This is a genomic window from Glaciibacter kafniensis (assembly GCF_039538945.1).
GTDB lineage: Bacteria > Actinomycetota > Actinomycetes > Actinomycetales > Microbacteriaceae > Cryobacterium > Cryobacterium kafniensis.
This window is the reverse complement of sequence record NZ_BAABCN010000001.1, coordinates 85,881-109,477: the sequence shown is the minus strand read 5'-3', so window position 1 is coordinate 109,477 and position 23,597 is coordinate 85,881. Positions and strand designations below refer to the sequence as shown.

Sequence of the window (23,597 nt, the reverse complement as noted above, 5' to 3'; positions counted from 1 at the left end):
ACGATGGCTCTTCACGTTAACGAAGCAACGCGGGCCTGCCGAGATTTACACCACTCCACGGGACGTGACCGGTGCGACAGTGCTCGCTGCAGAACGTCACCAATTCATCCTGAACAAATTGGCGCAGAAAACATACGTCAGCAGCGATGAGATAGCGCAGGATTTGGGCGTCTCACTTGAAACGGTGCGAAGGGACCTCTCGGCACTGGAATCGCGCGGTCACCTCTCGCGAGTGAGGGGTGGCGCCAGCGACCCAGCGGCGATCTCAGGCGAGGAACCTCCCTTCTCTGACAGAGCCGATCTCTCGCGGGAGGCGAAGGCGAAGATGGCCCGCATCGCCGTCTCGCTGGTGAAGCCGGGCATGACGCTCATGATTGACGTCGGCACGACTTGCCTTGAGGTTGCCCGCCAACTTCCGGTCGAATTCCGCGGAAGAGTCGTCACCTGCTCACTGCTTGTGGCCTTCGAACTCGCCGAGCGGCGAAACATCGAAGTCCTGGTCTCCGGCGGACGGCTGCGTGGAGGAGATATGTCCCTGGCCAATGCGACAACTCTCCGCTTTTTTGAGGATGTCCACCCCGATATCGCGTTCCTCGGTTCAGGCGGAATCGACGCTCAAGCAGGGTTGACCGACTATCACGCTGACGAGGTGGCAACTCGACAACTCGTGCTCAGGAAGTCGGCGCGCTCCTACGTGCTTGCCGACCATGCCAAGCACTCCCACATTGCCCCACTTCGCGTCGCGGGGATTGAAGACTTCACGGGACTCATCGCCGACGAACTTGACGATCAACCTCTCATCAATGCAATGAGCATGGCGTCAACTCAGATCCTCACGCAACCCGCTGTGGACTAACGGCCGCACCAGGCATTCCAAGCGGAAATGGTGCAGTCGATTCAGCTCCGAAACGGATGCGGCGGCCGGCTACGCCGTGCGCGCCAACAATGCCGCGTTGATCGCCCGGGTCAGCTCGGCATCGACCGGGATCGGAGTGCCGTCGAGTTCGGTCACCGACACCGCCAGACGCACACTCGAGACCAGCCATGCGGCATCCGCTTCACGCAGCTCAGCGAGGGTGACGTCGCGATATTCGGTGCGCTCCCCCTGCGCCTCGAGGTATTCGAAGACGCTCTGCTGGGTAGTGCCGTGCAGGATGGCACCGCTCGGCGCCGGGGTCACGTAGACACCGCCTGAACGGATGATGACGCTCGAGGTCGGGCCCTCCATCACATAGCCGTCGGTGGTGAGAAAGATGGTGTCGTCTGCGCCACGACGCTTCGCCTCACGCAGCGCCGCCATGTTGATGGCATAGCTGAGCGTCTTGGCGCCCATCAGTAGCCACGGCGCCCGTTCGGCGACCCCGCGCGGGTAGCCACGGTCGAGGGTGACCACCTTCACGCCGTGCTCACGCACCGCTTCGAAGTTGGAGGCGCGGGTGGCGTGCAGCCAGGCGGTCGGCGCGGGCCCGGCCTCGACACCGCGGCTGAGCACGAATTTGAGGGCCAGCTCGCCGTCGGCAGGGAGCTGCGATACCGCCAGGGCGATGGCGGCCCGCCACTGACCGGGATGCGGCACCGGCAGATCGCAGATGCGCGCCGAGTTGATCAGGCGGCTGATGTGTGGTTCGACCTCTTGCGGGTGCCCGTTGACCACGCTGAGGGTCTCGAAGATGCCATCACCCCGCTGGGTGCTGAGCTCCGCCACGCGCAACGCCGGAGCGTTCGAGTCGATGGCGTGGAAGGTGTCGTCAAAGTTGGTGCGCGTGGAATCTGCGGGCACCGGGTCGATCAGCAGAGTGAAAGGCAACGTCATGAAAGGAGCCTAGCCGCCGCGTGAACGCAGTTTGAATTGAGTGACACACGCGTTCTGCCGCCTCGGCGCGGTGTATCCCCGCTGGCGCGGTGTCTACCCCGCGCCGAGCGGGATAGACCGCGCCGGGACTGGGCATCCAGCCGTGGTGCACTGGCGCGAACACGATCATCCGGATGGGACTCGAATCGATCGTCAGATTGCGCGAGCTAACTCTGGATCGCGATGATCGGCTTCGTGGTGGGCTGCTTCGAACCGCCCGCCGGCTCGACAGTGACGCCGACGGCGTCGCCGGCTTGCATGGTGCCGTCGAGCACGCGCCAGACGGTTCCGCTGCCGGGCGAGGTGAAGGTTCCGGCCGAGACCGCTCCTTCGCCGTTGATATACCAGAGCTGGTAGGCCTCATCGTTCGGCAGCGCCGGAAGATCTTCGACTAGGAGGGCCGACTGGCCGAGTTCGCCAGACCAGACCAGGGTGGCCGGCTGCCCGTCAGCCGTCGTCGTGGTCGCACGTTGAGCATCCGGTGCCGCGTTGATCTGGGCAAGCGCGCTCGCCTGCTGCTCGGCGAACTGGTTTGAATTGATGGTTTGACCGACGAGGGTTCCGCCGAAGAATAGCGCGATTGCCGCGGCGGCAGCGATCAGGATGCCCACGGGACGGCTGAACCAGCGGCGGGCGGCCCGGCGTTCTGCCGCGGTTTCGGCCGCGATCGGAGGACCAACGGGCTCGAGGTTGCCGGCGGCCGGCGTCGCGGGCGGCGGCGGCGCAAGCTGCGGGGTCGCCGCCAACTGAGCCATCAGGTTCGCTTTGAGCGACGCGGATGGCTGCACCGGGGCGACGGCGAGGCCCAGTTCTGCGGCGGTCTCAGAAAACTCCAGAGCCTCGAGGCGAGCCTGTTTCGAATCGCCCAGCTGCTTTTCGAAAGCGGCTCGCTCCTCAGGGCTGAGCGCGTTCAGGGCGTGGGCGGCGGCGGATTCGCCGAAGTTGTCGCTATCGTGCTTGGTCATGACGCCACCCCCATTTCGTCGCGCAATCGAATCATGCCGTCTCGCAGCCGTGTTTTCACCGTGCCGAGCGGAATCTTCAACAGTTCGGCGACCTCCGTCTGGCTGTAGCCGCCGTAGTAGGCCAGGCTGACCGCCTGCCGCTGCAGCTCAGACAATCTGGACATCGCCCGCCCCACCCTTTCATTCTCGATTCGAACTTCAACAGTTTCAGACACCTGGTCGTATTCGACAGCGCGGTCGCGGATGCCAATGCGCAGATCGCGGTCACGCCCGGCCTGCGACGCGCGAATGCGGTCGACGGCCCGGCGGTGGGTCATGGTCATGATCCAGGTCGAGGCGCCACCGAGGCGTGGGTCGTAGCGGGATGCGCTCTGCCAAATTTCCAAAAAGATCTCTTGCGTCACTTCCTCCGACTGTGCGTGGTCGATGAGCAGGCGCTTGACCAGACCGAGCACGCGTGGTGCCATCTGGTCGTACAACTGGCCAAAGGCGACCTGATCACCCTGGGACACCCGGGCGAGCAATTCTGCCGCGGAGGCAGGAGCGCGCTCGTCCAGGTCGGGCGAGGAGTCGGTGGTCATGAGACTAAGCATGTCAGTTCCGCTCCCGTTCCATGTGAGTGGTTCGGCACGAAGCGCGCGATGGATTGGTCGCGGGTGCTGTGAGGTGACTGAAAGTCGCTGTGATGCGCGAGGCGTGAGCCGCGGGCCGCGCCTGAGCGCATCGCGGTGAAGATCGCTATAAAGAATGAGGCCAGGCCGCAGAACGCCTCTCGGCGGACGGCCGCTCTAGGCGGCGAATATTGGAGCCCGGGGTTACTGCGGCCCGACCGGTTTCTATTGTAATCGAGGTCTGAGGGGTGTTCGCCCGTGGCGAATGGTGTCGGGCGGGTGCGGAAGCTACTCCAGCGAGTGCTGCCGCCAGAGCTTGGCACACGAGGTGAACTCCTGTGCCGTGGTCGAAAACCGCAACGCGCGGCGGGTGAGCTCACCCGATCTGGCCGGCTCCGTCGCATCCAGATCGTCGGCCACACTCGTGCAGCCGGTCGCGATCACGCGGCAGAACGCAGCGGCACGGTCGAGAGCAACGGCGAAGTCGCCAGTGAAGAGGCCGCGCAGAATCTCATCGGCGAGCGCGATGATCTCGTCCGGGCCGGTCGGGGCGGATGCGCCGGCGACGACGGGGTCGATCGTCACGGCAACTTCGGTGCCGCGTTGGTAGAGATACGACGTGCCCTGAGGGTCTTGTCGAATGAGCAAACGAATCAAGTAGATGCGCCACAGCGCGCCAGGCAGGCTGCGCGGCGTGGCGCGCGACCAGAGTTCGGCGACCGCGTCGATGCCGTGCTCGTCGGTGTAGGCGACGAGCCGTTCGACGGTCGCCGGGTCGGGGTCGCTACGCACTCTGGACAGAATGGCATGCGCGGTTTCGTGCGCGATGCGGCTGATCTGGGCCGGATCCTCCCCGCCTTTGAACGACTCGAACTTGCTTCCGGAGAACTGTGTCGGTTTGTGGAAATCTTCGGCCATGACGTCCTCCTTTGGGTTTCGCGGCACCTGTGCGCGCCCGAACTGACAGGCACTAAAGTGCACCTTCAACGGTAGCGAGAAAAACTGGGCGCAAATCCACGCTAGATTATTAACCGCGGGCCTCTAGCTCAGTTGGTAGAGCATCGGACTTTTAATCCGTGGGTCGTCGGTTCGAGCCCGACGGGGCCCACCCACTCGTTGGCCCGGTCTCCTCGTGAGACCGGGCCATTCTGGTCTCCGCACACCTGCCGCGACAGCTCGGACGACCGTGACGTTTGCTGACAACCCGTTCGGTTTCGCCTGCGGCGGTCGCAATAGGATTGCCGCGTGACTCTGACCCCACGCGTGCACGGCGCCCACCTCGTCGGCTCCATCAACCAGCCCACCGCCGATGACACGTTTCGCATCGTCTCCGAGAACCTCGGCGCGCATCTGACGCGGATGCCAGACGGTGAAGTCGGCGAGCGTTTTCACTGGATTCTTTTTCAGGGCGCAGCCTTCGACGCCACGCCAGGCCTGGCCCGTTTGCCGATCGACCCGATCATCGTGGCCGGCTTCGACCATGCGTCGAGCTCGCCGCCCGTGTCGCCTCAGCGGTTCCGCACAACGTGCAGCTCGGGTTCCACCTCTGCTACGGCGATGTCGCCGAATCGCACTTCGTCGAGCCGCCCGACGCCGCCCACCTCGTCGCCGTCGCCAACGGCCTGTGCGCCACGGTGTCGCGCCCGATCAACTTCGTGCACCTGCCGGTTCCGATCGAACGCGACGACGACGCCTATTTTGCTCCGCTTGCCTGGCTTAGCCTCGACGCGGAGACCGATCTGTTTCTCGGCCTCGTGCACCACGAAGACGGCGTCGAGGGTGCCGAGCGTCGCATCCGTGCGGCTGCTGCCCCGCTGACCGCTGCGGGAGTCGAGCAGTATGGCGTTGCGACGGAATGCGGCTTCGGGCGGGGCCCGGCCGAGCGCACTGCGCCGCTGCTGGCCCTGCATGCGGCGGTAATTGAGGCCGGCTGAGGCCCGCAGCGTTCTGAACCGCGGTGGAGCGCGGTGAGGTTGACTCGCGAGGTCACTGACAGGCTCGACCAACGAAGTGGCTGTTCGCAACATCGGAGATTTTGCTTGTTTCGCGCGAAATCGGGCCGGATTCGCCCTGTGGAAAATCTCCGAAGTTGTGAACGCGTGCCGCAGATTGAGCGGGGCTAGCCGAGCACCGGGCGGCGCGCATCCTCCGAGGCAGCGCCGATGCGCCGCACGACCTCGGTGCCTCGCGCCTGCAGATCGGCGACAGAGGTCACGCCGACGAGCGTCATCGTGCGCAGCAGTTCCTCGGCCAGAATGTCGATGACGCTCGCGACGCCATCCGCCCCCGCCGCGGCGAGGCCATAGAGGTAGGGGCGCCCGATCGAGCAGGCATCGGCACCGAGCGCGAGCGCGATCGCGATGTCGCTCCCCCGGCGAATACCCGAATCGACATAGATCTCGGTGCTGCTGCCGACCCGCTGCCTCGACTCCTGCAGAACATCGAGCGGGCTGAGCATGCGGTCGAGCTGGCGGCCGCCATGGTTGCTCAGCTGCACGGCGTCAATACCGAGACTCGCCGCCCGCTCGACATCCGCGGGGTTGACGGTGCCCTTGAGCACGATCTTTCCCGGCCACATTGCGCGCAACGCTTCGAGGTCGTTCCAGCCCTGAGTCGATTCGGAGTGTCCGAGAATCTGCTCCCACATCGACGGCGTGGCCAGCGCACCTTCGGCGCCGGCGGGTTCGAGGTTCGGAAAACGGATGCCATCAGCCCGCAGAAAATTCACCCACCAGTTCGGCCGGGTCGCAATGCCGATCAGCGATGACAGGGTCAGCGCCGGCGGGGCGGTGAACCCATTCTTGCGGTCGCGTTCCCGAGCCCCGAGTGCGCGCGTGTCGATGCCGACGACGATCGCCCGGTAGCCGGCCGCGGCGCAGCGGTCGAGCTTCGCGCTCAGCGCGCCCTTGTCGGGAGACAGCCCGACGTTGAACCAGCGGTCGAGAGTCGGCGATTGAGCGGCGATGTCCTCCATCGAAACCGTGCTGAGCCCGGCAACACCGTAGGGAATCTGGGCGGCAGTCGCCGCCTGGGCCACGGCGAGTTCTCCATCGGGATGGAACAACCGGGTCGCCCCGGTCGGCGTGAGAGTGATCGGCAAGGCACTCTGGCGACCCAGAATCGTCGTCTGCAGGTCGGGCACTGCCACCGCGCCCCAGGCCGGCATCAGCCCCCATTGCTCGAACACTGCTCGGTTGCGGTGCAGCGTCGCCTCGTCTTCGGCTCCGCCGTCGAGATAGTCGAAGATACCGGCCGGTAGTGCCCGACGGGCGGCGGCCCGGTACTCGGCCACATTGAAGGCGTTGGCAAGCACGCGGCGTTGCCGAGACAGCACCGGAACCTTCAACTGAACGAGCTGCCTGACATCGTTGATCTTCATGTGATGCCCTTCCGGGTCGAGACGGGTCCCGTTCGGCCGGGTGCCTGCGCAAGCCTAGAATCGCAAGAGTCCGCGCTCTATGGACATCCCCACGAAGACGCAGGGTTCAAATTGTGAAGTCCTGCCAGTAGCTCGGAGAGGCCGCCGTGAGCACAGAGACGAGCACACACAGAGGCGAACGTGCCGGCGAACGTGCCGGCGACCGTGCCAGCGAACGTACGAGCGAACGCGAGAGCGGCGCATCCGTCCCCGACGCCGACCAGCTGCCGACCGTCGCCGAACTGGCCGAGACTCTCGGCCCGGAGATCGCCGGACTCGTCGAGACCACCGCCGACCTGACCCGCACCGTGACCGGCACCGTGCTCTACGACAGATTTGCCAGGGCCCCGCAGTTTCCGGGGGCGGTCGCCTTGGCCAACGGCCTGGCGCTTTCCGGCGATCAGTTGCCCGGCCAGCTCGAGCAGATGCGGGATGCCGGCTACCGGGCGCTCGTCTACAAGGCTCACGGCGCACCGGAGACGGAGTTGCACGCGGCGGCCAGAGCCGCCGGCATCATTTTGTTTCGGGCTGCCGACAGTGTGCCTTGGGACCAGCTCGCCGAAATCTTGAGCGCCGCCATCGCCTCGCACGGCCAGTCGGGTCGGAGCCTCGTCGATGTGCGCCCCGGCGACCTGTTCGAACTGGCCAACAACGTCGCCTCCCTGGCCGGCGGTGCGGTGGCGGTCGCCGATGTCGAACAGACGCTGCTCGCCTACTCGACCCTGCCGGGGCAACCCATCGATGAGACTCGACGCAACTCGATCCTGCAGATGCATGTGCCGCACACCGACCAGAACGATGTCGACTATCGGCGCGTTCACGCGTCTCGCGAGGTGGTGAGTGTGGCCCCGAAAGCGCACTCCTTCACCCGCTCGGCCGTCGCCATCCGTGCCGGCAAAGTGGTGCTCGGGTCACTCTGGCTGATCGACCCGCCGGAGCGTTCGAAGGCCGAGACCGACCGCATCCTGCTGGAGGCGGCCAACGTCGCCGCCCTGCACCTCTTGCACGGGCGCACCCACCGGGATTCCGTGCGTGCCCGTCACCTCGAGCTGGTACGCCCGCTGCTCTTCGAGCCGGGCCGGGCTGAACTGGCCGCGGTGCAGCTGGGCATCGCCGCCGACAGCATTCGGGTCGTCGCCATCGGCACCTGGAACACCGCGGGCACCACCCCGGATGCCGTGCAGTCGAGCCTGCGCCTGTTCGACACCGTGCGGGCGGCCTGCGCCGTCTGGCTGCCGACCGCGGTGTGCGGCCTGGCCGACAATCTGGTCTATGTGGTGCTGCCGCAAACGACGACATCGTCGCAAGCGTTTCAGCAGGAGGCGATCCTGCGCATCGCCCACCACACTCGGCGGCTGCTCGATCGCCCGGTGCTCGCCGCAATCGGGGTGGCGGTGCCGATCGCCGCCGTCGCGGACTCCCGCCTCGATGCCGAAGCCGTGCTGGCCGTGCTGCTGCGCGACAGCGAAGACGGCCGGGTGCAGCAAGACAGTGACGACATTGTTGCGGATGCGATCACGCTCGGCCCGCGCCTTCGGCTGCGCCAGATCGTGGCTGCATTGCGTGCGGCCGGCCAGTTGCCCGGCGAGGTGGCGACATCCCTTGCCGCCCACGATGCAATGAAGGGCACCGCCTTCGTCGATACCGTGCTCACCTATCTCGATTCAGGCTCGAACGCGATCGAGACGGCAACTCGGCTCAAGCTGCACCCGAACACGGTGCGGTACCGCCTCTCCCGGCTTGAACCGCTGTTCGGCGTGAGGCTCGACGACCCGGAATCGCGCTTGCTCGTGTGGCTGCAGCTCTGGGCGCACGGCAACTGAGCGCGGGGCGGGGTCGATTCCATCTCGCGAACTGTGGCACATGACCATTTCGTGTCGGGCACAATGGTCATGTGCCACAGTTCGGCGACCGGGATGCGACCCGCGTCGTTGGTCGAGACCTCGTGAGCCGACGTTCACACGCAACCCAAGTCAAGAGATCGGCTCGCCGGGTCTCGAGACGCGGCCTCCTGCGTCGGCTGCTCCTCGACCAACGACGGTCCGGGGCACGATCGGACCGACCGACGACTACGGCCAGAGCGCCGCGATCGCCTGCGCGATCGTGAAGATCGCGAGCCCGGCGAGCGCCCCGACAACCGTGCCGTTGATGCGAATGAACTGCAGATCCTTGCCCACCTGGAGTTCGATCTTGTCTGCGGTCTCGCCGGCATCCCAGCGTTCAACCGTCTCGGTGATCACTCCGGCGAGTTCATGCCGGTACTGCTGCACGGCATAGCTCACCGAATCGGCAATCCAGCGGTCGATGCGCTCCCCCAGTGCGGGGTCGCGCACCAGGCGGGCGCCGACGTCCAGAACCGTTGCACGGATGCCTCTGCGCAGGCCGCTCTCGGGGTCGGCCAGACCCTCGCCGAGCGATGCCTTCACCGACTCCCACGTTTCGCTGGCGAATTCTCGCAACCGCGGGCTGTCGAGCAGATCGACCTTGAGCGCCTCGGCGCGAAAGATTGTCGCGGGGTCGCGCTGCAGATCGCGCATCAGATCTGCGAGGTAGCTGTCGAGCGCAATGCGGAGGGGGTGCTGCTGGTCAATGCGCACGGCGTTGATGAAGCCGAGCACCTCTTTGAACGCCCGGTCGTCGACCATCCGGTCGAGGAAGCCCGGAACCCACCCGGGCAGCCGTTCGGACACTGCCTGCCCGAATGCCTCTGGGTGCATGCGCAGCCAGATTTCGGCCTTGTCGAGGAGCAGGTCGATCGCCGCATGCTGCTGACCCGATGCGACCAACCGCTCGCCGACCCGACCGATGCTCGGGCCCCACTGCGGCTCCATCAGGTGCTCGCGCGCGATCGTTTCGATCAGATCCCTGATGTCATCGTCCGAGAGGAGATCGAGCAAGCCGGTTCCGGCCACCGCGAGCTCCTGGGTGAGCCGATCCGCGTTCGCTGGCTGGCTGAGCCAGCTGCCGACCCTGGCCGAGATGCCCATCGATTCGAGCTTGCCGCGCACGACAGACTCGGAGAGGAAGTTGGTCTCGACGAACTCGCCGAGACTCGCCCCGATCTCGTTCTTGCGACTCGCGATGATGTTGGTGTGCGGAATGCGCAGGCCGAGCGGGTAACGAAAAAGTGCGGTCACGGCGAACCAGTCGGCGATGGCACCGACCATTCCGCCCTCCGCAGCAGCGCGCACATAGGCGAGCCAGGGGTAGCGGTCTTGCAGCGCGAAGGCGACCGCGAAAATCACTGCCATTACGAGAAGCAGCCCGGTGGCCAGCCGCTTCATGCCAGTGAGGGCCTGCAAGCGTTCGGCATCGGCCGGGCTGAGCAGCGCCGCCCGCGAGAGCGTCATCAGTTGCCAGACTCGGCGCCAGAGGCCGCCGTCGGTTCTGGGGGTGAGCTGAATCCGTGGTGGCTGATCCCCCAGCTCACGCTCCAGCGATCGCCCGGCTGCAGCCAGCGCAGCCCCGCCCCGCTGTTGAACGCATTGGCCGGCGCGGTCATCGGCTCGATCGCGATGGCCTGATGCGTCGCCGGTGCCGGCGCCGCGCCATCCGCGCCATCCGCGCCATCCGGCCCAACCGGCCCAACCGTCGTCGGAAAGCTGCGCGGTGTGAACACCTGCACGTAACGCATATTCTCGTCACCCCAGAGGGTGAGCGCACGACCGTCTGGCGCGGTCAATCGATGCTCGACCCGGCCCGCCGCCATCGTGACGTCGGCATAGCCGTCGTCGAGGTCGAGCGCGCCGACGACCTTGCCGTCGCGCAGGTCCTGCGGAGTGCCATCGACGGACTCTTGTCCGATGGGGTTCCGACGCTCGTCGACCAGAATGCGGGTCGCCGCACTCACCTCAACCGTCAGCTCGCTTGTCGGCACCCCGGCGATCTGCAGGTACGGGTGCGCCCCGACCACGTATGGGGCCGCATCCGCCCCCACATTGTGCACGCCGTGTGTCACGACGAGGCCTCCCGGCGTCAGCGTGTACTCGACAGTGGTCTCGAGGTGAAACGGGTAGCCGGACTGCGGAAAGATCGTGGCGGCCAACGTGACGGAGTTCTCGCTGCCGGCCACGCGCCGATACGGCATGAACCGCAGCAGTCCGTGACTGGCGTTCTGCATCACCGGCTCGGTGATCGCCAGTTGGCGGGTCACGCCACCCTGCGTCCACCGGCCGTCACGGATGCGGTTGGGCCAGGGAACAAGCACAATCCCGGCCGCCATCGGCGGCGTCGCGGTCTCGGCAAACGACTCGACCAGGTCTATTCCATTCACGGCATACGAGCGCAGCCCGGCCGCGACTTCGGTGATCACCGCAGTGGAACGCCCGACGAAACGTCCGTTCGCTGATTCGACGGCGAGACGATGCTGAAAACCGGTGGGTGCGCTCATGCGCCCAGCCTATTCCGGCCTGATCACTGTCAACCCCGCCTCACGGAGAAGATCGAGCTGGGCGGCGGGAGCAGCGGCATCCGTCACCAGCGTGTCGAAAGCGGCCAGCGGCCCGACCGTGCCGAGATGCGCCTGGCCCAGTTTCGAGCCGTCGGCCACGACGATCGCACGCCGGGCCGCGGCGAGCATGAGAGTCTTCACTCCGGCTTCTGGCAGGTTGATGTTGGTCACCCCGTGAGTGGCATCGACGCCGTTGCAGCCGATGAAGGCGAGGTCGGCGTGCACGCTGCCGAGAATCGTTGCCGCCAGCGGCTCGACGAGTGAGTGCTGCAGCGGGCGGAGGGAGCCGCCGGTGACGATCACGGTGAAGCGGGGAATCGTCGGTTCGAGTTCCAGGGCGATGCTCAGACCGTTGGTGATGATCACCACGTCGGTGAGATCCGTGCGTACGGCGAGCGCGCGCGCCACGGCGAGGGTGGTGGTTCCGACGTCGAGGATGATGCTCTGACCGCTCTGCACCAGGGCGGCGGCGAGTGCCCCGATCTGCTGCTTGGGAATGACCGACGCTTCAAGCGACTCCTCGAAGGACTGCTCGCGACCAGCGCCGGCGCCCCGCCCGCGCTGAGCCGGCATCGCCCCGCCGTGCACCCGCATGACGGTGCCGGCTGCTTCGAGAGCGTCCAGGTCGGCGCGCACGGTGACGCCCGAGATGCCGAAGGTCGTGCGCAACTCGCTGACGCGCACGAAGCCACGTTCGTCGACGAGACGTTCGATGCGCTCGCGCCGCACAGCCGCCGGAATGAGCTCTCGCTCGAGTGGGGCATCCGCCTCGAGCTGCGTGCTGTCATCTGCCATGACTCAATCTTCACTTATCATCGTTTTCTTTTCAATACGCAAGGTCGTGTTTCGTTTACGCAAATCGGTTATTCTTGTCACTGTTATGGACACCACTACCGAAACCACCGTGGGCGACACCCCTGAAACCAGCGCGGGCATCACTGCCGGCGCCTTCGTGCGCGACGACCGCATCGCGCGGCAGCATCACTCCCTGGCCGATGGCCGCGAGCTGATCTACTTCGACGACCCCAACACGACGCTGGCGCCCGACCGAGCCCCCGATCTGCGCGAGCTGGCGCCCCGGCCTGGCACGGCATCGATGCGTCAGGACGCCCTGACCGGCGAATGGGTGTCGATCGCCGCGGCCAGGCAGAACCGCGTGTTCCTGCCCCCGGCGCACCTCGACCCGCTGGCCCCTGCGACCGCAGACAACCCCTCGGAGATCCCGAGCAACTACGACGTCGCGGTGTTCGAGAACAAGTCGCCGTCGTTCGGCCCGCTCTTGACGGATGCCGACGCCCCCGCCGACCTGGACGACCTGTCGACCATCGGCCTCGGCCGCACCCGCACCTCCGTCGGTCGCTGCGAAGTGGTGGCGTTCAGCCCAGAGCACGAAGGATCGTTCGCGAGTCTCTCCACGGTGCGGGCGCGCACCGTGATCGAGGCGTGGGCCGAGCGCACGCACGCCCTCTCGCAGCTGCCGGGCATCCAGCAGATTTTCCCGTTCGAGAACCGCGGTGAAGCCATCGGCGTCACGCTGCACCACCCGCACGGCCAGATCTACTCCTACCCCTACGTGACGCCCCGCACCCAGCGGGTGATCGAGTCGATCGAGCGCTACGGGCCCACCCTGTTCGCCGACATCCTGGAGTCAGAGCGTGCCGGCGACCGAGTTATTCTGAGCGGCGAGCACTGGACGGCGTTTGTGCCGTTCGCCGCGCGCTGGCCCATCGAGGTGCACATGCTGCCGCACCGTCACGTGGCCGACTTCGCCGAGACGTCGCTCGCTGAGCGTGACGAGCTTGCCGTGCTCTACCGTCAGCTCCTGCGGGGCATCGACGAGATCTATGACACCCCGACGCCCTACATCGCCGCCTGGCACCAGGCGCCGGTTGCGACGCACCGTGACGACATCCGTCTCATGCTGCAGGTGACGAGCCCACGCCGGGCCGCCGACAAACTCAAATTTCTTGCCGGGTCCGAGGCCGCTATGGGCGCCTGGATCGGTGACGTCGCGCCGGAGCAGGCCGCCGCGACGATTCGGGATGCCGTGGCTTCAGCCATCGGGAAGGACACAGAATGAACGCCCAGACCCTCGAACAAGCCGCACGCGTCGGCTTCGAAAGCCACTTCGCGCACGAACCGGTCGGCCTCTGGTCGGCGCCCGGACGCGTCAACCTGATCGGTGAGCACACCGACTACAACGACGGCTTCGTCTTTCCGTTCGCCATCGATCGACGCACCGTCGTCGCCCTGGCCGAACGCTCCGACCGCCTGATCCGCGTGGCCAGCTCGTTCGCCGACGACGCGATCGAGATCTCGCTCGATGAGCTGTTTCCCGAGAACCTGCACGGCTGGTCGGCCTACCCGCTCGGCGTGGCCTGGGCCCTCGGCCAGTTCGGTGCAGATCTCGAAACGGTGACCGGTTTCGAGATCTACATCGATTCGGATGTGCCGATCGGGGCCGGCCTGTCGTCGTCTGCCGCCATCGAAAGCGCTGTCGCCGTTGCCCTCAACGAGGTCTGGGGTCTCGGGTTCGACCGCCGCACCCTGGCGAAAGTGGGCCAGCTCGCCGAAAACCGCGCGGTCGGCGCCCCCACCGGCATCATGGACCAGTCCGCCTCGCTGCTCGGCGAGAAGGATTCCGCGGTCTTCTTGGACTGCCGGAGTCTCGATTCAGAGGTCATCCCGCTCGGCTTCGACGAGGCCGGCCTCGAGCTGCTCATCATCGACACCCGGGTCAGCCACTCGCACGCCACCGGCGGCTATGCGTCGCGTCGAGCCTCCTGCGAGAAGGGTGCAGCGGCACTCGGCGCCGACTCGCTGCGCGACGTCTCGGTAGCCGACCTCGACCGGGCGGCCGAGCTGCTTGACGACGAGACGTTCCGACGCGTGCGCCACGTCGTCACCGAGAACCAGCGGGTGCTCGACACCGTGCGCACCCTGCGTGAGCAGGGCCCGACCGCGATCGGCGCACTGCTCGATGCCTCGCACGTCTCGATGCGCGACGACTTCGAAATCTCGGTGGCCGAGCTCGACCTGGCCGTTGAGACGTCCAGGGCCACCGGTGCGATCGGCGCCCGGATGACCGGCGGAGGGTTCGGCGGAGCAGCGATCGCGCTGACTCCGACCGAGCTCATTCCCACGGTGAAGGCCGCGGTCATCGCCGCGTTCGCCGCTGCCGGATTCGGAACCCCCGAGCTCTTCGTGGTGCGCGCAGCGGCAGGAGCCGGCCGCGCCGCCTGATCGGGCCGGCCCGACGCAGACACAGCACAACCGAAAGTGCCGGTCGCAGCGATTGCTGCGACCGGCACTTCGTCATGAACCGGCGCTTTCCCCCACCGGCTCCTCCCCCGCCAGCGTGTTGCTAGCTCTTTCCGCCGGCGTTGATGGTGATCGTCTCCAGCCCACCGTCGGCTACTCCCCAGGCGTCAAGAATCTTGGTGTACGAACCGTCATCCACCATCGACTGCAGTGCGGCCTGCACGGCTTCAGCCATGCCGGAATCCTTCGCGACGGCGATCCCGTATGGCGCGGCGTCGAACGTCTCTCCGGCGGTCTGCAGCTTGCCGTCCAGCTTTGAAATGGCGTAGAGGGTGACGGGCGAGTCAGCGGTGAACGCATCGGCCTGGCCGAGCACGACTGCGTTGGCTGCGGCATCCTGAGTGTCGAATGGCAGCTTGTTGATCGCTGCCTTGCCGGCTGCGACACAAGCCTCACTCTTCGCCGGAATCTCATCGGTGTCCTGGTAGGTGGTGGCCTGCACCGCGACAGTGAGCCCGCAGGCGTTGTCGGGGTCGACATCCTTTCCCTTCGGCGACGCCCACTGGATGCCGGCCACGTAGTAGTTGACGAAGTCGACCTGTTTCTGGCGCTCGGCGTTGTCGGTGAAGGACGACACCCCTGCGTTGATGCTGCCGCCGACGATGCCGGGGATGATCGTCTCGAAGCGGGCGATGGTGAACTCTGGCTTCAGGCCGAGAGTCTCGGCGAGAGCGGTGCTCATTTCCATCGCCCAGCCGATCGGTTCGCCGGCGTCGTTCTTGAACTCGTTGGGCGCGTAGTTCGGGCTGGTACCGATGACCAGCTTGCCGGAGTCGGCAACATCCTGGGGAAGCAGCGCGACAGCATCGGCGTTGACGCCGTTGGCAACGGGGGCTGTGGTCTCCGCGCCAGTCGGTGCTGAGTTGTCGACACAGCCGGTGAGAAGCAGTGCGCCCAGGGCTGCGAATACGGGCAATACATGTCGAGCGCGCATTGATCATCCTTTGTCAGTTGTTCATCTGTGATGCTCGGAACCGGTGCAAGTACGGTGAGCCTAGATTCGCGCTGAGTCACGCTCTATAGACAAACGGATGAAGTGGGCGGGGTCTGCTTGTGAGAACCTGCCAAGCGTCTGATTTCGCGTCAGGGAGCGACGGCGACCGGTTGCCCACCCGTGATCCGCACTAGCTCATCAAACGAGGTCGGGAAGACGGTGTGCGCGTGACCGGCAGCGGCCCACACCGTTGGATAGTCGGCGAGCGCCAGATCGACGAGCGTGCGGATCGGTGACGGATGCCCGATGGGCGCGACCCCTCCGATCACCTGGCCCGTCGCATCCTTCACCGTGTCGGCGGACGCCCGCTTGATCGTGCCGCCCAACTGCTCGCCGAGCCAGGCGGTGTCGACCCGGTGGGCGCCGGACGTGAGCACGAGCAGCGGCGCCCCGTCGAGGGTGAAGATGAGGGAGTTGGCGATGGCGCCCACCTCGATGCCGAGCGCCGCGGCGGCGGCCTGAGCCGTCGGAGTGGCGTCATCGAACCAACGGATGTCGGGGGCCAGGCCGAACGCGTCGAGCGCCGCGCGCACGCGGTCGACGGCGGGATGCGCTGTGTTCACCATGCGAGAAGCCTAGATGAGTGCCCCCAGCCGGTGCCGCGTCGCCGCCCCCAAACTGATTCCCAGAGTGCACCAGCCCGCCGAGTTTGACGGTTGCGGTCGAGTTCCCCTGGTGCGCCGGGGAGAGTCGACCGCTTCTGTCAAACTCGGCGTCCGACGGGCCGAGTTCTGAGCGAATATCCCGCATCGCCTCGCTTCCCGACCCAGCGATAGGCTGGCACGCATGGCCATCGATTCCTCCGCCCGCATCCTGTCTCTGCCGAATCTGCCGGCGCCCGTCGTCGCGGAGTCGGCCTTCGTCGCCCCCGGTGCCGTGGTCGTCGGTCAGGTCATCCTCGACGAACGCTCCAGCGTTTGGTACAACGCCGTGCTGCGCGCCGAAGCGGAGCCGATCACACTCGGCGCCGGCTCGAACCTGCAAGACAACGTCTCCTGCCACGTCGACCGCGGCTACCCGCTCACGATCGGAGCGGATGTCTCGGTCGGGCATGGCGCGGTTCTGCACGGTTGCACAATCGAAGACTCGGTGCTCGTCGGCATGTCCGCCACGATCATGAACGGCGCGGTCATCGGCGCCGGTTCGCTCGTTGCGGCCGGCGCGCTGGTGCTTGAGGGCACGATCGTTCCGCCGGGCTCGCTCGTCGCCGGGGTGCCGGCCAAGGTGCGTCGCGAGCTGACCGACGACGAGATCGCGGGCATCCGCTTGAATGCCGAGCACTACCTCGCCCACGCGGCACTGCACGCGCACGCCACCCCCGCCTGACCCGTCATACCCCTGCCGTGAGGTGCCAACTTTGGCTAGTTGGGCGCGTCGCGCACGAGCAAAAGTTGGCACCTCACGGCTTGAGCGGGCTACTGCTTGGTCCAGTGTGCGTAGAGTTTCACGTTCGCGGTCACCGGTGCGGAGAACTTCCAGGCTGTTCCACCCGACGCCGCCGTGAACCAACCCGCGAAGACATAGCCGCTGCGCTTCGGTGCTGCCGGAGCCTTGATGACCTTGCCTGACCCGGTACTGACCGCAGCAACCGCGCTGCCACCGCGTGAGTCAAACGTCACCGTGCGCTTCACCAGCCAGTGTGCGTAGAGCTTCACGTTCGCGGTCACCGGTGCGGAGAACTTCCACGCCGTGCCACCCGACGCCTTCGTGAACCAACCCGCGAAGACATAGCCACTGCGCTTCGGTGCTGCCGGCGCCTTGATGACCTTGCCCGACCCGGTACTGACCGCAGCAACCGCGCTGCCACCGCGTGAGTCAAACGTCACCGTGCGCTTCACCAACCAGTGGGCATACAGCTTCACGTTCGCGGTCACCGGTGCGGAGAACTTCCACGCGGTGCCACCCGACGCCTTCGTGAACCAACCCGCGAAGACATAGCCACTGCGCTCCGGTGCTGCCGGCGCCTTGATGATGGCGCCATATGCGGTCGCGACCGTGGCGACGGCGCTGCCACCGCGTGCATCGAATGTGATCGTGCGCTTCTCCCCGGTCCAGTGGGCGTACACCTTCACATTCGCGGTCACCGGCGCCGTGAACTTCCACGCCGTGCCACCCGACGCCGCCGTGAACCAGCCCGCAAAGGTGTAGCCCGTGCGCTTTGGCGCGGTCGGAGCCTTGATGATCGCGTCATACGTCGTGACCACCGCGGCGACAGCGCTACCACCGCGTGCATCGAAACTGACCGTGCGCGGGTCTGCCGTCCAGCGGGCGAACGCCATGGCATCCGTTCTGACGGATGCGTCGAAGTTCCACGCCGTGCCACCCGACGCCGCTGTGAACCATCCCACAAAGGTGTAGCCCGTGCGCTTCGGAACAACCGGTGCCTCGATCGGGGTGTCGTAGTCGGTGCTCACGGCGGCAACCGCGCTGCCGCCCTGCGCATCGAACGTGACGACGCGCTTCTCCGCGGTCCAGCCGGCATAGAGCGTGACATCCGCCGTGATGGGGGCCGTGAACATCCAAGCGGTGCCGTTGATGGGAGCGGTGAACCACCCGCCGAAGGCGTACCCGGTTCGCGAGGGGGCGCCTGGTTCGGGGATGGCAACATCAGTATCGGTTCGGACCGGTGCGACTGCGGTTCCACCCTGAGCATCGAACGTCACCGTGCGGACCTTGACCCACTGGGCGTAGGCGGTGACATTCGCGGTGACGGCTGCGTTGAAGTTGCACGCGGAGCCCCCGGATGCCGCAGTGAACCAGCCGAGAAAACGGTACCCGGTGCGCGTCGGTGAGCTGGGCGCTGGAATGGCGGTGCCGACATCCGTTGTGACGGAATCGACAACAGTTCCACCCTGCGTATCGAAGGTCACACTGCGCGTCTCGACCCATCGGGCAAAGGCGGTGACATTTGTGGTGACGGGCGCGTCGAAGTTCCATGCCGTGCCACCGGTGGTGGCCGTGAACCAACCCAGAAAGCGATAGCCGTCCCGCGTGGGCGCGGTCGGAGCCGTGATGACAAACCCATTGTTGGTGACGACGGCGGCGACACTGGACCCGCCCTGAGCATCGAACGACACGGTTCTCGGGTCAGCCGTCCAGCGGCCGTACACCGTGGTGTTACCGCTGATCGTCGTGCCGACGCCCCAGGCCGTGCCGCCGGTCGGGGCGGTGAACCAGCCGCCGAAGAGGTATCCGAGCCGGGTGGGCGCAGGTGGGAGCGACATTTCCGCGTCGGTGAGCGTGCTCGCGAAAACTCGCAGACCAGGCACAGCAACCGGGTCTGCATTGAACGTGACGGCAAAGCTGCGCCCTGCCACATTGGTCGCCGGGTTGACCGCGCCCTGGGCGGTGATGATGCGTCCGGAGTTGTTGATCATGCCGTTCAGAGAAATCGTGCCGAGGTTTCGAATCACCCCACCGTTCTGCACCGTGTTCGCGGCCGGAACCGTAAGCCTGGCGCCCGAACCGATGGTGAGGACACCGGCGTTGGACAGAGACCCGAAATCGGAAATACCGTTGCCGCCGCCGAACACAGATTGCATAGGCGACTGGGTATTGGCTGCGACGGTGACGTTCGCGCCGCCTGCGATGGTGACCGTTGCTCCGTGTTGGCCGAAGCCGCCGCCGATGGCCGCGCCCGCATAGCCGCCGGTCGAGAAAACGGTGCCGCCGGTGATCGCAACAGTCTCGCCGGCCCCCATGTAGCCGCCGCCGATTCCCGCAGCGGAGTCGCCACCCTGCGCAGTGACGATGCCGCCAGATATCTGCACGATGCCGCCGGAACGTTCGGTGCCTCCGCCGATTCCAGCGCCACGCGAACCACCGCTCGCCGTCACCGTACCTGCGGACACCGTGATGTTTCCGCCTGCACCCAGCTCGCCACCACCGATACCCGCACCGGACATTCCTGCGGTCGCGGTGACCGTGCCACCGGTAATCTCAACGGTTCCACCGGCTCCGTTCATGCCACCGCCGATCGCTGCGGAGCGTAGGCCACCCGTCGCCTTCACCGTTCCCCCGGTAATTTTGACCTTTCCGTTCGCGCCGCCATTGCCGCCACCGATGCCAGCGGCATAGTAGAGCGTGCTCGCCGTGACGGTTCCGCTGGCGATCGAGATCGATCCGCTTGCGCTTCCCTGGTTGCCGCCGATTCCCGCGCCCGATGGCCCACCCGTCGCGGTGAGTTCGCCGCCACCGACGGCATCCGAGATGGTCAGTGCGGCGGAGTCTGGCACCTGGAGGCCTGCGCGGGTGCCTGCCCCCTGCAAGACGAGCTTCTTGCCGTTCAGGTTGAGTGTGACGCTCGTGTTCGCTGGTACAGCAATGGGGTCAGTGGCAGAGACCGAAATGCTCGCGTCCAGGGTCACTGTTCCCCCGGCTGCGAAGGCGGCAGCCAAACTGGCGGGGCTGTCGATGAGTCCGGCCGCGGATGCCGTCGACGCCGGCGGGACGGTGAGGCTGACGGCGACGAGAGCGAGGGCAGTGACTACGGCGGTGGTCGCCGTTCTGAGCGGCGTCGAGCGCCGGTCGGACGGCATCGTCGGGCGTGAAGCGAGCATGTAGGTTTCCCCCAGAATCATCAGGACTCTGAGGAGGTTATTCGTGTGAGCAAATTTCGAACACGTAGCTAGGTACCTACTTCACAACCCAGCCGGGCCGGGGCGCCACCCCGACCTCGCCGAGTTTGACCGTTCCGGTCGAAGTACCCCGGTGCGCCGGGGAAAGTCGACCGCAGGTGTCAAACTCGGCGCGGGATGGAGGTTCACGCCGGCTCGGCGCGGAGCACCGACGGCATCAGTGAACGAGCGAGTCCGGCTTGTCTACGGGGCTCGACGCAGAGCCATCCGCTGAATCGCTCGTCTCGGAACTCCCGGCAGGCCCAGTCACGGTGTCGACTGAAGGCCTGGCAGCTGGTCCCTCGCCGTTCGCGCGATCGCCCATCCTGTTGCGGAGCGTCCGAGCCAGGGGCGGCACGACGAGGAACACCACGATGACTGTATAGAGCACGACCGCGAGGGGCTCGCTCACCAGCGCTGCGGGGTCGCCGGAGCTGATCTGCAACGCCCGGCGCAACTGCCGCTCCATCTCCGGGCCGAGGATGGCGCCGACGATGATGGGGAGCACGGGAAACCCGTAGCGCCGTGCCACATAGCCGAGAGATCCGACGAGCAGCAGAATCACAATGTTCATGGCCTGTAGCCCTGCCGCATACGCACCGAGCGTGGCAAAGAACAGGATGCCTGCATAGAGGTACGGCCTCGGGATGCGCAGCAGCTTGGCCCAGAACGGTGCGAGCGGCAGGTTGAGCACGAGCAGCAGGGCGTTGCCGATGAACAGGCTCGCGATCAGCGTCCAAACGAGCACCGGCTCGGTCGTGAAGAGAAGCGGCCCCGGGTGAATCCCGTACTGGTTGAACGCAGCGATCATCACTGCAGCCGTTGCCGTCGTCGGCAGACCCAGCGTCAACAGCGGCACGAGCGTTCCTGCCGCCGATGCGTTGTTCGCGGCCTCCGGCCCGGCCACACCCTCGATGGCGCCGTGCCCAAACTCTTCAGGATGCTTCGACAGCCTCTTCTCGGCGGCGTACGACAAGAAGGTGGGAATCTCCGCCCCTCCCGCCGGAATCGCACCGAAGGGGAATCCGATCACCGTGCCGCGCAGCCACGGTTTCCAGCTTCGTTTCCAGTCCTCCTTGGCCATCCACGGCACACCAACCGGAATCGTCGCAGGCTTGCCCTGGCGCAGGTGAGCTGCGATCCAGAGCGCCTCCCCTACTGCGAACAGAGCGACGGCAATGACGACGACGTCGATTCCGCCAGCCAACAGCGGCTGACCAAACGTCAACCGCGGCTGACCACTCGTGCCATCCATGCCGACGAGGCCGATCGTCAGCCCGATGAATAGCGAAGCGATGCCGCGAATGCGGGAGGAACCGAGCACGGTGCTCACTGCGATGAACGCGAAGACCATCATGGCGAAGTAAGAGGGGGCACCGAGGCTGATCGCGATCGAGACAATAAACGGGGCAACAAACACGAGCGCGCCGGTGGCGATCGTTCCGGCCACAAATGAGCCGATTGCGGCGGTCGCGAGCGCCTGAGCGCCTCGACCGGCCTTCGCCATCTTGTTGCCCTCGAGGGCGGTGACGACCGAGGACGACTCCCCCGGCGTATTGAGCAGAATCGACGTCGTCGATCCGCCATACATGCCGCCGTAGTAGATCCCGGCAAACATGATGAGCGAGCCGGTCACGTCGAGCGCGTAGGTAAGCGGCAGCAGCAGCGCAACCGTCATTGCCGGTCCGATGCCGGGCAGAACGCCGACCGCGGTGCCGAGTAATACACCGATCAGCGCGAACAGCAGATTGTCGAGCGTGAGCGCGTTGGTGAATCCCTGCATCAGCAGGGCGAGATTATCCATCAGAGAATTCCTGTCAGCAGCCCGGCCGGCAATGGAATGCCGAGGCCGAGCACAAAACCGTAGAAGGTCGCCACGGCAAGCGCGGCGCCGATGAGCAGGCTCAGAACGTAGCGGCGCGACCCGAGCAGGACCGACGCCCCGAAGAAGAGCAGCGCGCTCGAGATGACGAAGCCGAGGATGTTCATCAGCAACGCCGTGAGCAGGATCAGCCCGCCGAGTCCGAGCAGTGTCGGCCAGTGTGCGCCCTGCGACAGATCGATGTCTTCTCCGTCTTCCTGCTCACCGTGTCCGCCACGCAGCACCGTGACGGTGAGCGCGATCGCGCTCAGCGCCAACCCGATGGCGATGATGGCCGGCACGACCTGCGGGCCCATCACCCCCGAGCTGATGGCGGTGTGGCGGATGTTCGCAGCATCGATCGCAACGACGAGTGCGGTCACCCCGAGTCCGGCCGCAACACCGAGCTCGGAGCGGCCGCGCATCAGGGTGCGAAGAGAGGTCACACCAATCCCAGGTTCGTCAGAACTGTCGAGACCCGTGAGTCCTGCTCGGTGAGGAAGGATTCGAATGCTTCTCCGGTGAGGAACGCGTCGGTCCAGCCGTTGTCCTTCAGTACCTTCGCCCATTCCTTGCTGTCGTGCATCTCTGTCACTGCGGTGACGAGCCTGGCTTGTTCGGTCTTGCTGAGTCCCGGCGCCGCGAGAAGCCCGCGCCAGTTGGTGAAGACGAGGTCAACACCTTCCTCGGTCAGTGTCGGGGCGTCGATCACAGGAACGCGCTCTTCGCTGGTCACGGCGAGGACTCGCAGATCGCCAGACTTGACCTGTTCGAGGAACTCGCCGTAGCCAGATGCCGCGAACTGGAGCTTGCCGCCGAGTACGGCGGGCAGCAGTTCGCCTCCGCCGTCATACGCGACATAGTTGACCTTCGACGCGTCGATGCCGACGGCATCCGCCAGCTGCATCGGCAGCAGATGGTCAGGACCACCCGGTGATGATCCGCCGCCGACCGGGAACGCAGCAGGGTCGGCCTTCCAGGCGACGATCAGGTCGTCGAGGGTCTGGTACGGAGAGTTTGTCGGCACGAAGATGGCCCCGGCCTCTTCGATCAGGCGGGCGATCGGCGTTGCCTCAGCAATCGTGGCGTCGCCTTCGTTGGTGTACGCGGCGCCAACGACACCGAGTCCCATCACAAGGAGAAAATTCGCGTTGCCCTTCTCGGTCAGCGTGCGGGCGAGCCCGACAGTGCCGCCGGCCCCTGCGAGGTTGGTGACCTCGGTGCCTGAGGTGATTCCAATTTCATCCATGACGCGCACCGCGGCTCGTCCAGTGACGTCATAGCCGCTGCCGGGAGCGTTGGGAACCATGACCTGAAGGTTCTTGATCGGGCCGCTGTCGGCGACGGGTGCGGCGGCACTGGTGACACCGCACGCGCTCAGGATGAGCACCATGCTCGAAGCCAAAACTGTTGTGCCGATGAGGCGCCGCGTCATTGCTGGTTTTCTCATTGTGATCCTCTGGTTTCACGGTCTGCCTCGTTGCTGACCCTGGCTATGATGCGCATGGG

At 66.0% G+C, this 23,597-nt stretch carries 20 protein-coding genes and 1 tRNA gene; 7 read left to right on the top strand and 14 right to left on the bottom strand.

The window, feature by feature from the left end:
• Positions 1-856 (top strand): DeoR/GlpR family DNA-binding transcription regulator (locus tag ABD791_RS00450; protein WP_345061207.1); only part of this gene is annotated, 856 nt, incomplete at its 5' end.
• Positions 857-925: 69 nt separating this feature from the next.
• Here ABD791_RS00450 and ABD791_RS00445 read toward each other — a convergent pair.
• From ABD791_RS00445 to ABD791_RS00430, 4 genes are all read right to left on the bottom strand, one after another.
• On the bottom strand, positions 926-1,813 hold the full coding sequence (locus ABD791_RS00445) for an aminodeoxychorismate lyase (RefSeq protein ID WP_345061205.1): 888 nt from the start codon (positions 1,811-1,813) through the stop codon (positions 926-928).
• 206 nt (positions 1,814-2,019) lie between these two features.
• On the bottom strand, positions 2,020-2,817 hold the full coding sequence (locus ABD791_RS00440) for an anti-sigma factor (RefSeq protein ID WP_345061203.1): 798 nt from the start codon (positions 2,815-2,817) through the stop codon (positions 2,020-2,022).
• Positions 2,814-3,398: an ECF RNA polymerase sigma factor SigK gene (sigK, locus tag ABD791_RS00435; RefSeq protein ID WP_345061201.1), complete on the bottom strand. Its 585-nt coding sequence runs from the start codon at positions 3,396-3,398 to the stop codon at positions 2,814-2,816. Before sigK ends, ABD791_RS00440 begins: the two co-directional genes overlap by 4 nt.
• A gap of 318 nt (positions 3,399-3,716) precedes the next feature.
• Positions 3,717-4,346, bottom strand: a complete 630-nt coding sequence (locus tag ABD791_RS00430; RefSeq protein WP_345061200.1) for a DNA-directed RNA polymerase subunit beta — start codon at positions 4,344-4,346, stop codon at positions 3,717-3,719.
• Between the two features lie 117 nt (positions 4,347-4,463).
• Here ABD791_RS00430 and ABD791_RS00425 point away from each other — a divergent pair.
• Both ABD791_RS00425 and ABD791_RS00420 read left to right on the top strand, forming a co-directional pair.
• Positions 4,464-4,536 (top strand) — tRNA-Lys (locus tag ABD791_RS00425).
• A 418-nt stretch (positions 4,537-4,954) separates the two neighbouring features.
• Positions 4,955-5,362: a hypothetical protein gene (locus ABD791_RS00420; RefSeq protein WP_345061198.1), complete on the top strand. Its 408-nt coding sequence runs from the start codon at positions 4,955-4,957 to the stop codon at positions 5,360-5,362.
• A gap of 185 nt (positions 5,363-5,547) precedes the next feature.
• Here the strand turns inward: ABD791_RS00420 and ABD791_RS00415 are convergent, their stop codons facing one another.
• Positions 5,548-6,807: an alpha-hydroxy acid oxidase gene (locus tag ABD791_RS00415; protein WP_345061196.1), complete on the bottom strand. Its 1,260-nt coding sequence runs from the start codon at positions 6,805-6,807 to the stop codon at positions 5,548-5,550.
• A 146-nt stretch (positions 6,808-6,953) separates the two neighbouring features.
• On the opposite strand from ABD791_RS00415, the gene ABD791_RS00410 reads away from it, so the two are divergent.
• Positions 6,954-8,669, top strand: a complete 1,716-nt coding sequence (locus ABD791_RS00410) for a PucR family transcriptional regulator (protein ID WP_345061194.1) — start codon at positions 6,954-6,956, stop codon at positions 8,667-8,669.
• Positions 8,670-8,915: 246 nt separating this feature from the next.
• Here ABD791_RS00410 and ABD791_RS00405 read toward each other — a convergent pair whose 3' ends face one another.
• From ABD791_RS00405 to ABD791_RS00395, 3 genes are read right to left on the bottom strand one after another with little or no spacing between them, the layout of a single operon-like run.
• Complete coding sequence (locus tag ABD791_RS00405) at positions 8,916-10,196, bottom strand: DUF445 domain-containing protein (RefSeq protein WP_345061192.1); 1,281 nt, start codon at positions 10,194-10,196, stop codon at positions 8,916-8,918.
• The gene (locus ABD791_RS00400; RefSeq protein WP_345061190.1) at positions 10,196-11,236 is read right to left on the bottom strand and encodes an aldose 1-epimerase family protein; all 1,041 of its coding nucleotides are present in this window, start codon (positions 11,234-11,236) and stop codon (positions 10,196-10,198) included. The genes ABD791_RS00405 and ABD791_RS00400 overlap by 1 nt, the downstream gene beginning before the upstream one ends.
• A 9-nt stretch (positions 11,237-11,245) precedes the next feature.
• On the bottom strand, positions 11,246-12,091 hold the full coding sequence (locus ABD791_RS00395) for a DeoR/GlpR family DNA-binding transcription regulator (protein ID WP_345061188.1): 846 nt from the start codon (positions 12,089-12,091) through the stop codon (positions 11,246-11,248).
• 85 nt (positions 12,092-12,176) lie between these two features.
• Here ABD791_RS00395 and galT point away from each other — a divergent pair, with 85 nt between their 5' ends.
• Both galT and galK read left to right on the top strand, forming a co-directional pair.
• The gene (gene galT, locus ABD791_RS00390; protein ID WP_345061186.1) at positions 12,177-13,376 is read left to right on the top strand and encodes a galactose-1-phosphate uridylyltransferase; all 1,200 of its coding nucleotides are present in this window, start codon (positions 12,177-12,179) and stop codon (positions 13,374-13,376) included.
• Positions 13,373-14,539, top strand: coding sequence for a galactokinase (gene galK, locus ABD791_RS00385; protein WP_345061184.1), 1,167 nt, complete (start codon positions 13,373-13,375; stop codon positions 14,537-14,539). Before galT ends, galK begins: the two co-directional genes overlap by 4 nt.
• A gap of 121 nt (positions 14,540-14,660) precedes the next feature.
• Here the strand turns inward: galK and ABD791_RS00380 are convergent, their stop codons facing one another.
• Positions 14,661-15,551 carry an ABC transporter substrate-binding protein gene (locus ABD791_RS00380; protein ID WP_345061182.1) on the bottom strand — a complete coding sequence of 297 codons (891 nt, stop codon included), beginning with the start codon at positions 15,549-15,551 and terminating at the stop codon, positions 14,661-14,663.
• 149 nt (positions 15,552-15,700) lie between these two features.
• A complete protein-coding gene (locus ABD791_RS00375; RefSeq protein ID WP_345061180.1) occupies positions 15,701-16,177 on the bottom strand; it encodes a YbaK/EbsC family protein in 477 nt (158 codons plus the stop codon).
• A gap of 220 nt (positions 16,178-16,397) precedes the next feature.
• On the opposite strand from ABD791_RS00375, the gene ABD791_RS00370 reads away from it, so the two are divergent.
• The gene (locus ABD791_RS00370; RefSeq protein WP_345061178.1) at positions 16,398-16,937 is read left to right on the top strand and encodes a gamma carbonic anhydrase family protein; all 540 of its coding nucleotides are present in this window, start codon (positions 16,398-16,400) and stop codon (positions 16,935-16,937) included.
• A gap of 89 nt (positions 16,938-17,026) precedes the next feature.
• On the opposite strand, the gene ABD791_RS00365 is transcribed toward ABD791_RS00370, so the two are convergent.
• The 4 genes from ABD791_RS00365 to ABD791_RS00350 all read right to left on the bottom strand — a co-directional run bounded on the left by ABD791_RS00365 (position 17,027) and on the right by ABD791_RS00350 (position 23,538).
• Positions 17,027-20,170 (bottom strand): InlB B-repeat-containing protein, encoded by a 3,144-nt coding sequence (locus tag ABD791_RS00365; RefSeq protein WP_345061176.1) that lies wholly within the window; start codon positions 20,168-20,170, stop codon positions 17,027-17,029.
• 235 nt (positions 20,171-20,405) lie between these two features.
• Entirely contained in the window at positions 20,406-22,031 is a 1,626-nt protein-coding gene (locus ABD791_RS00360) for a tripartite tricarboxylate transporter permease (RefSeq protein ID WP_345061174.1), read from the bottom strand.
• Positions 22,031-22,534 carry a tripartite tricarboxylate transporter TctB family protein gene (locus tag ABD791_RS00355; protein ID WP_345061172.1) on the bottom strand — a complete coding sequence of 168 codons (504 nt, stop codon included), beginning with the start codon at positions 22,532-22,534 and terminating at the stop codon, positions 22,031-22,033. The genes ABD791_RS00360 and ABD791_RS00355 overlap by 1 nt, the downstream gene beginning before the upstream one ends.
• Entirely contained in the window at positions 22,531-23,538 is a 1,008-nt protein-coding gene (locus tag ABD791_RS00350) for a Bug family tripartite tricarboxylate transporter substrate binding protein (RefSeq protein WP_345061170.1), read from the bottom strand. Before ABD791_RS00350 ends, ABD791_RS00355 begins: the two co-directional genes overlap by 4 nt.
• Positions 23,539-23,597: the final 59 nt, after the last annotated feature.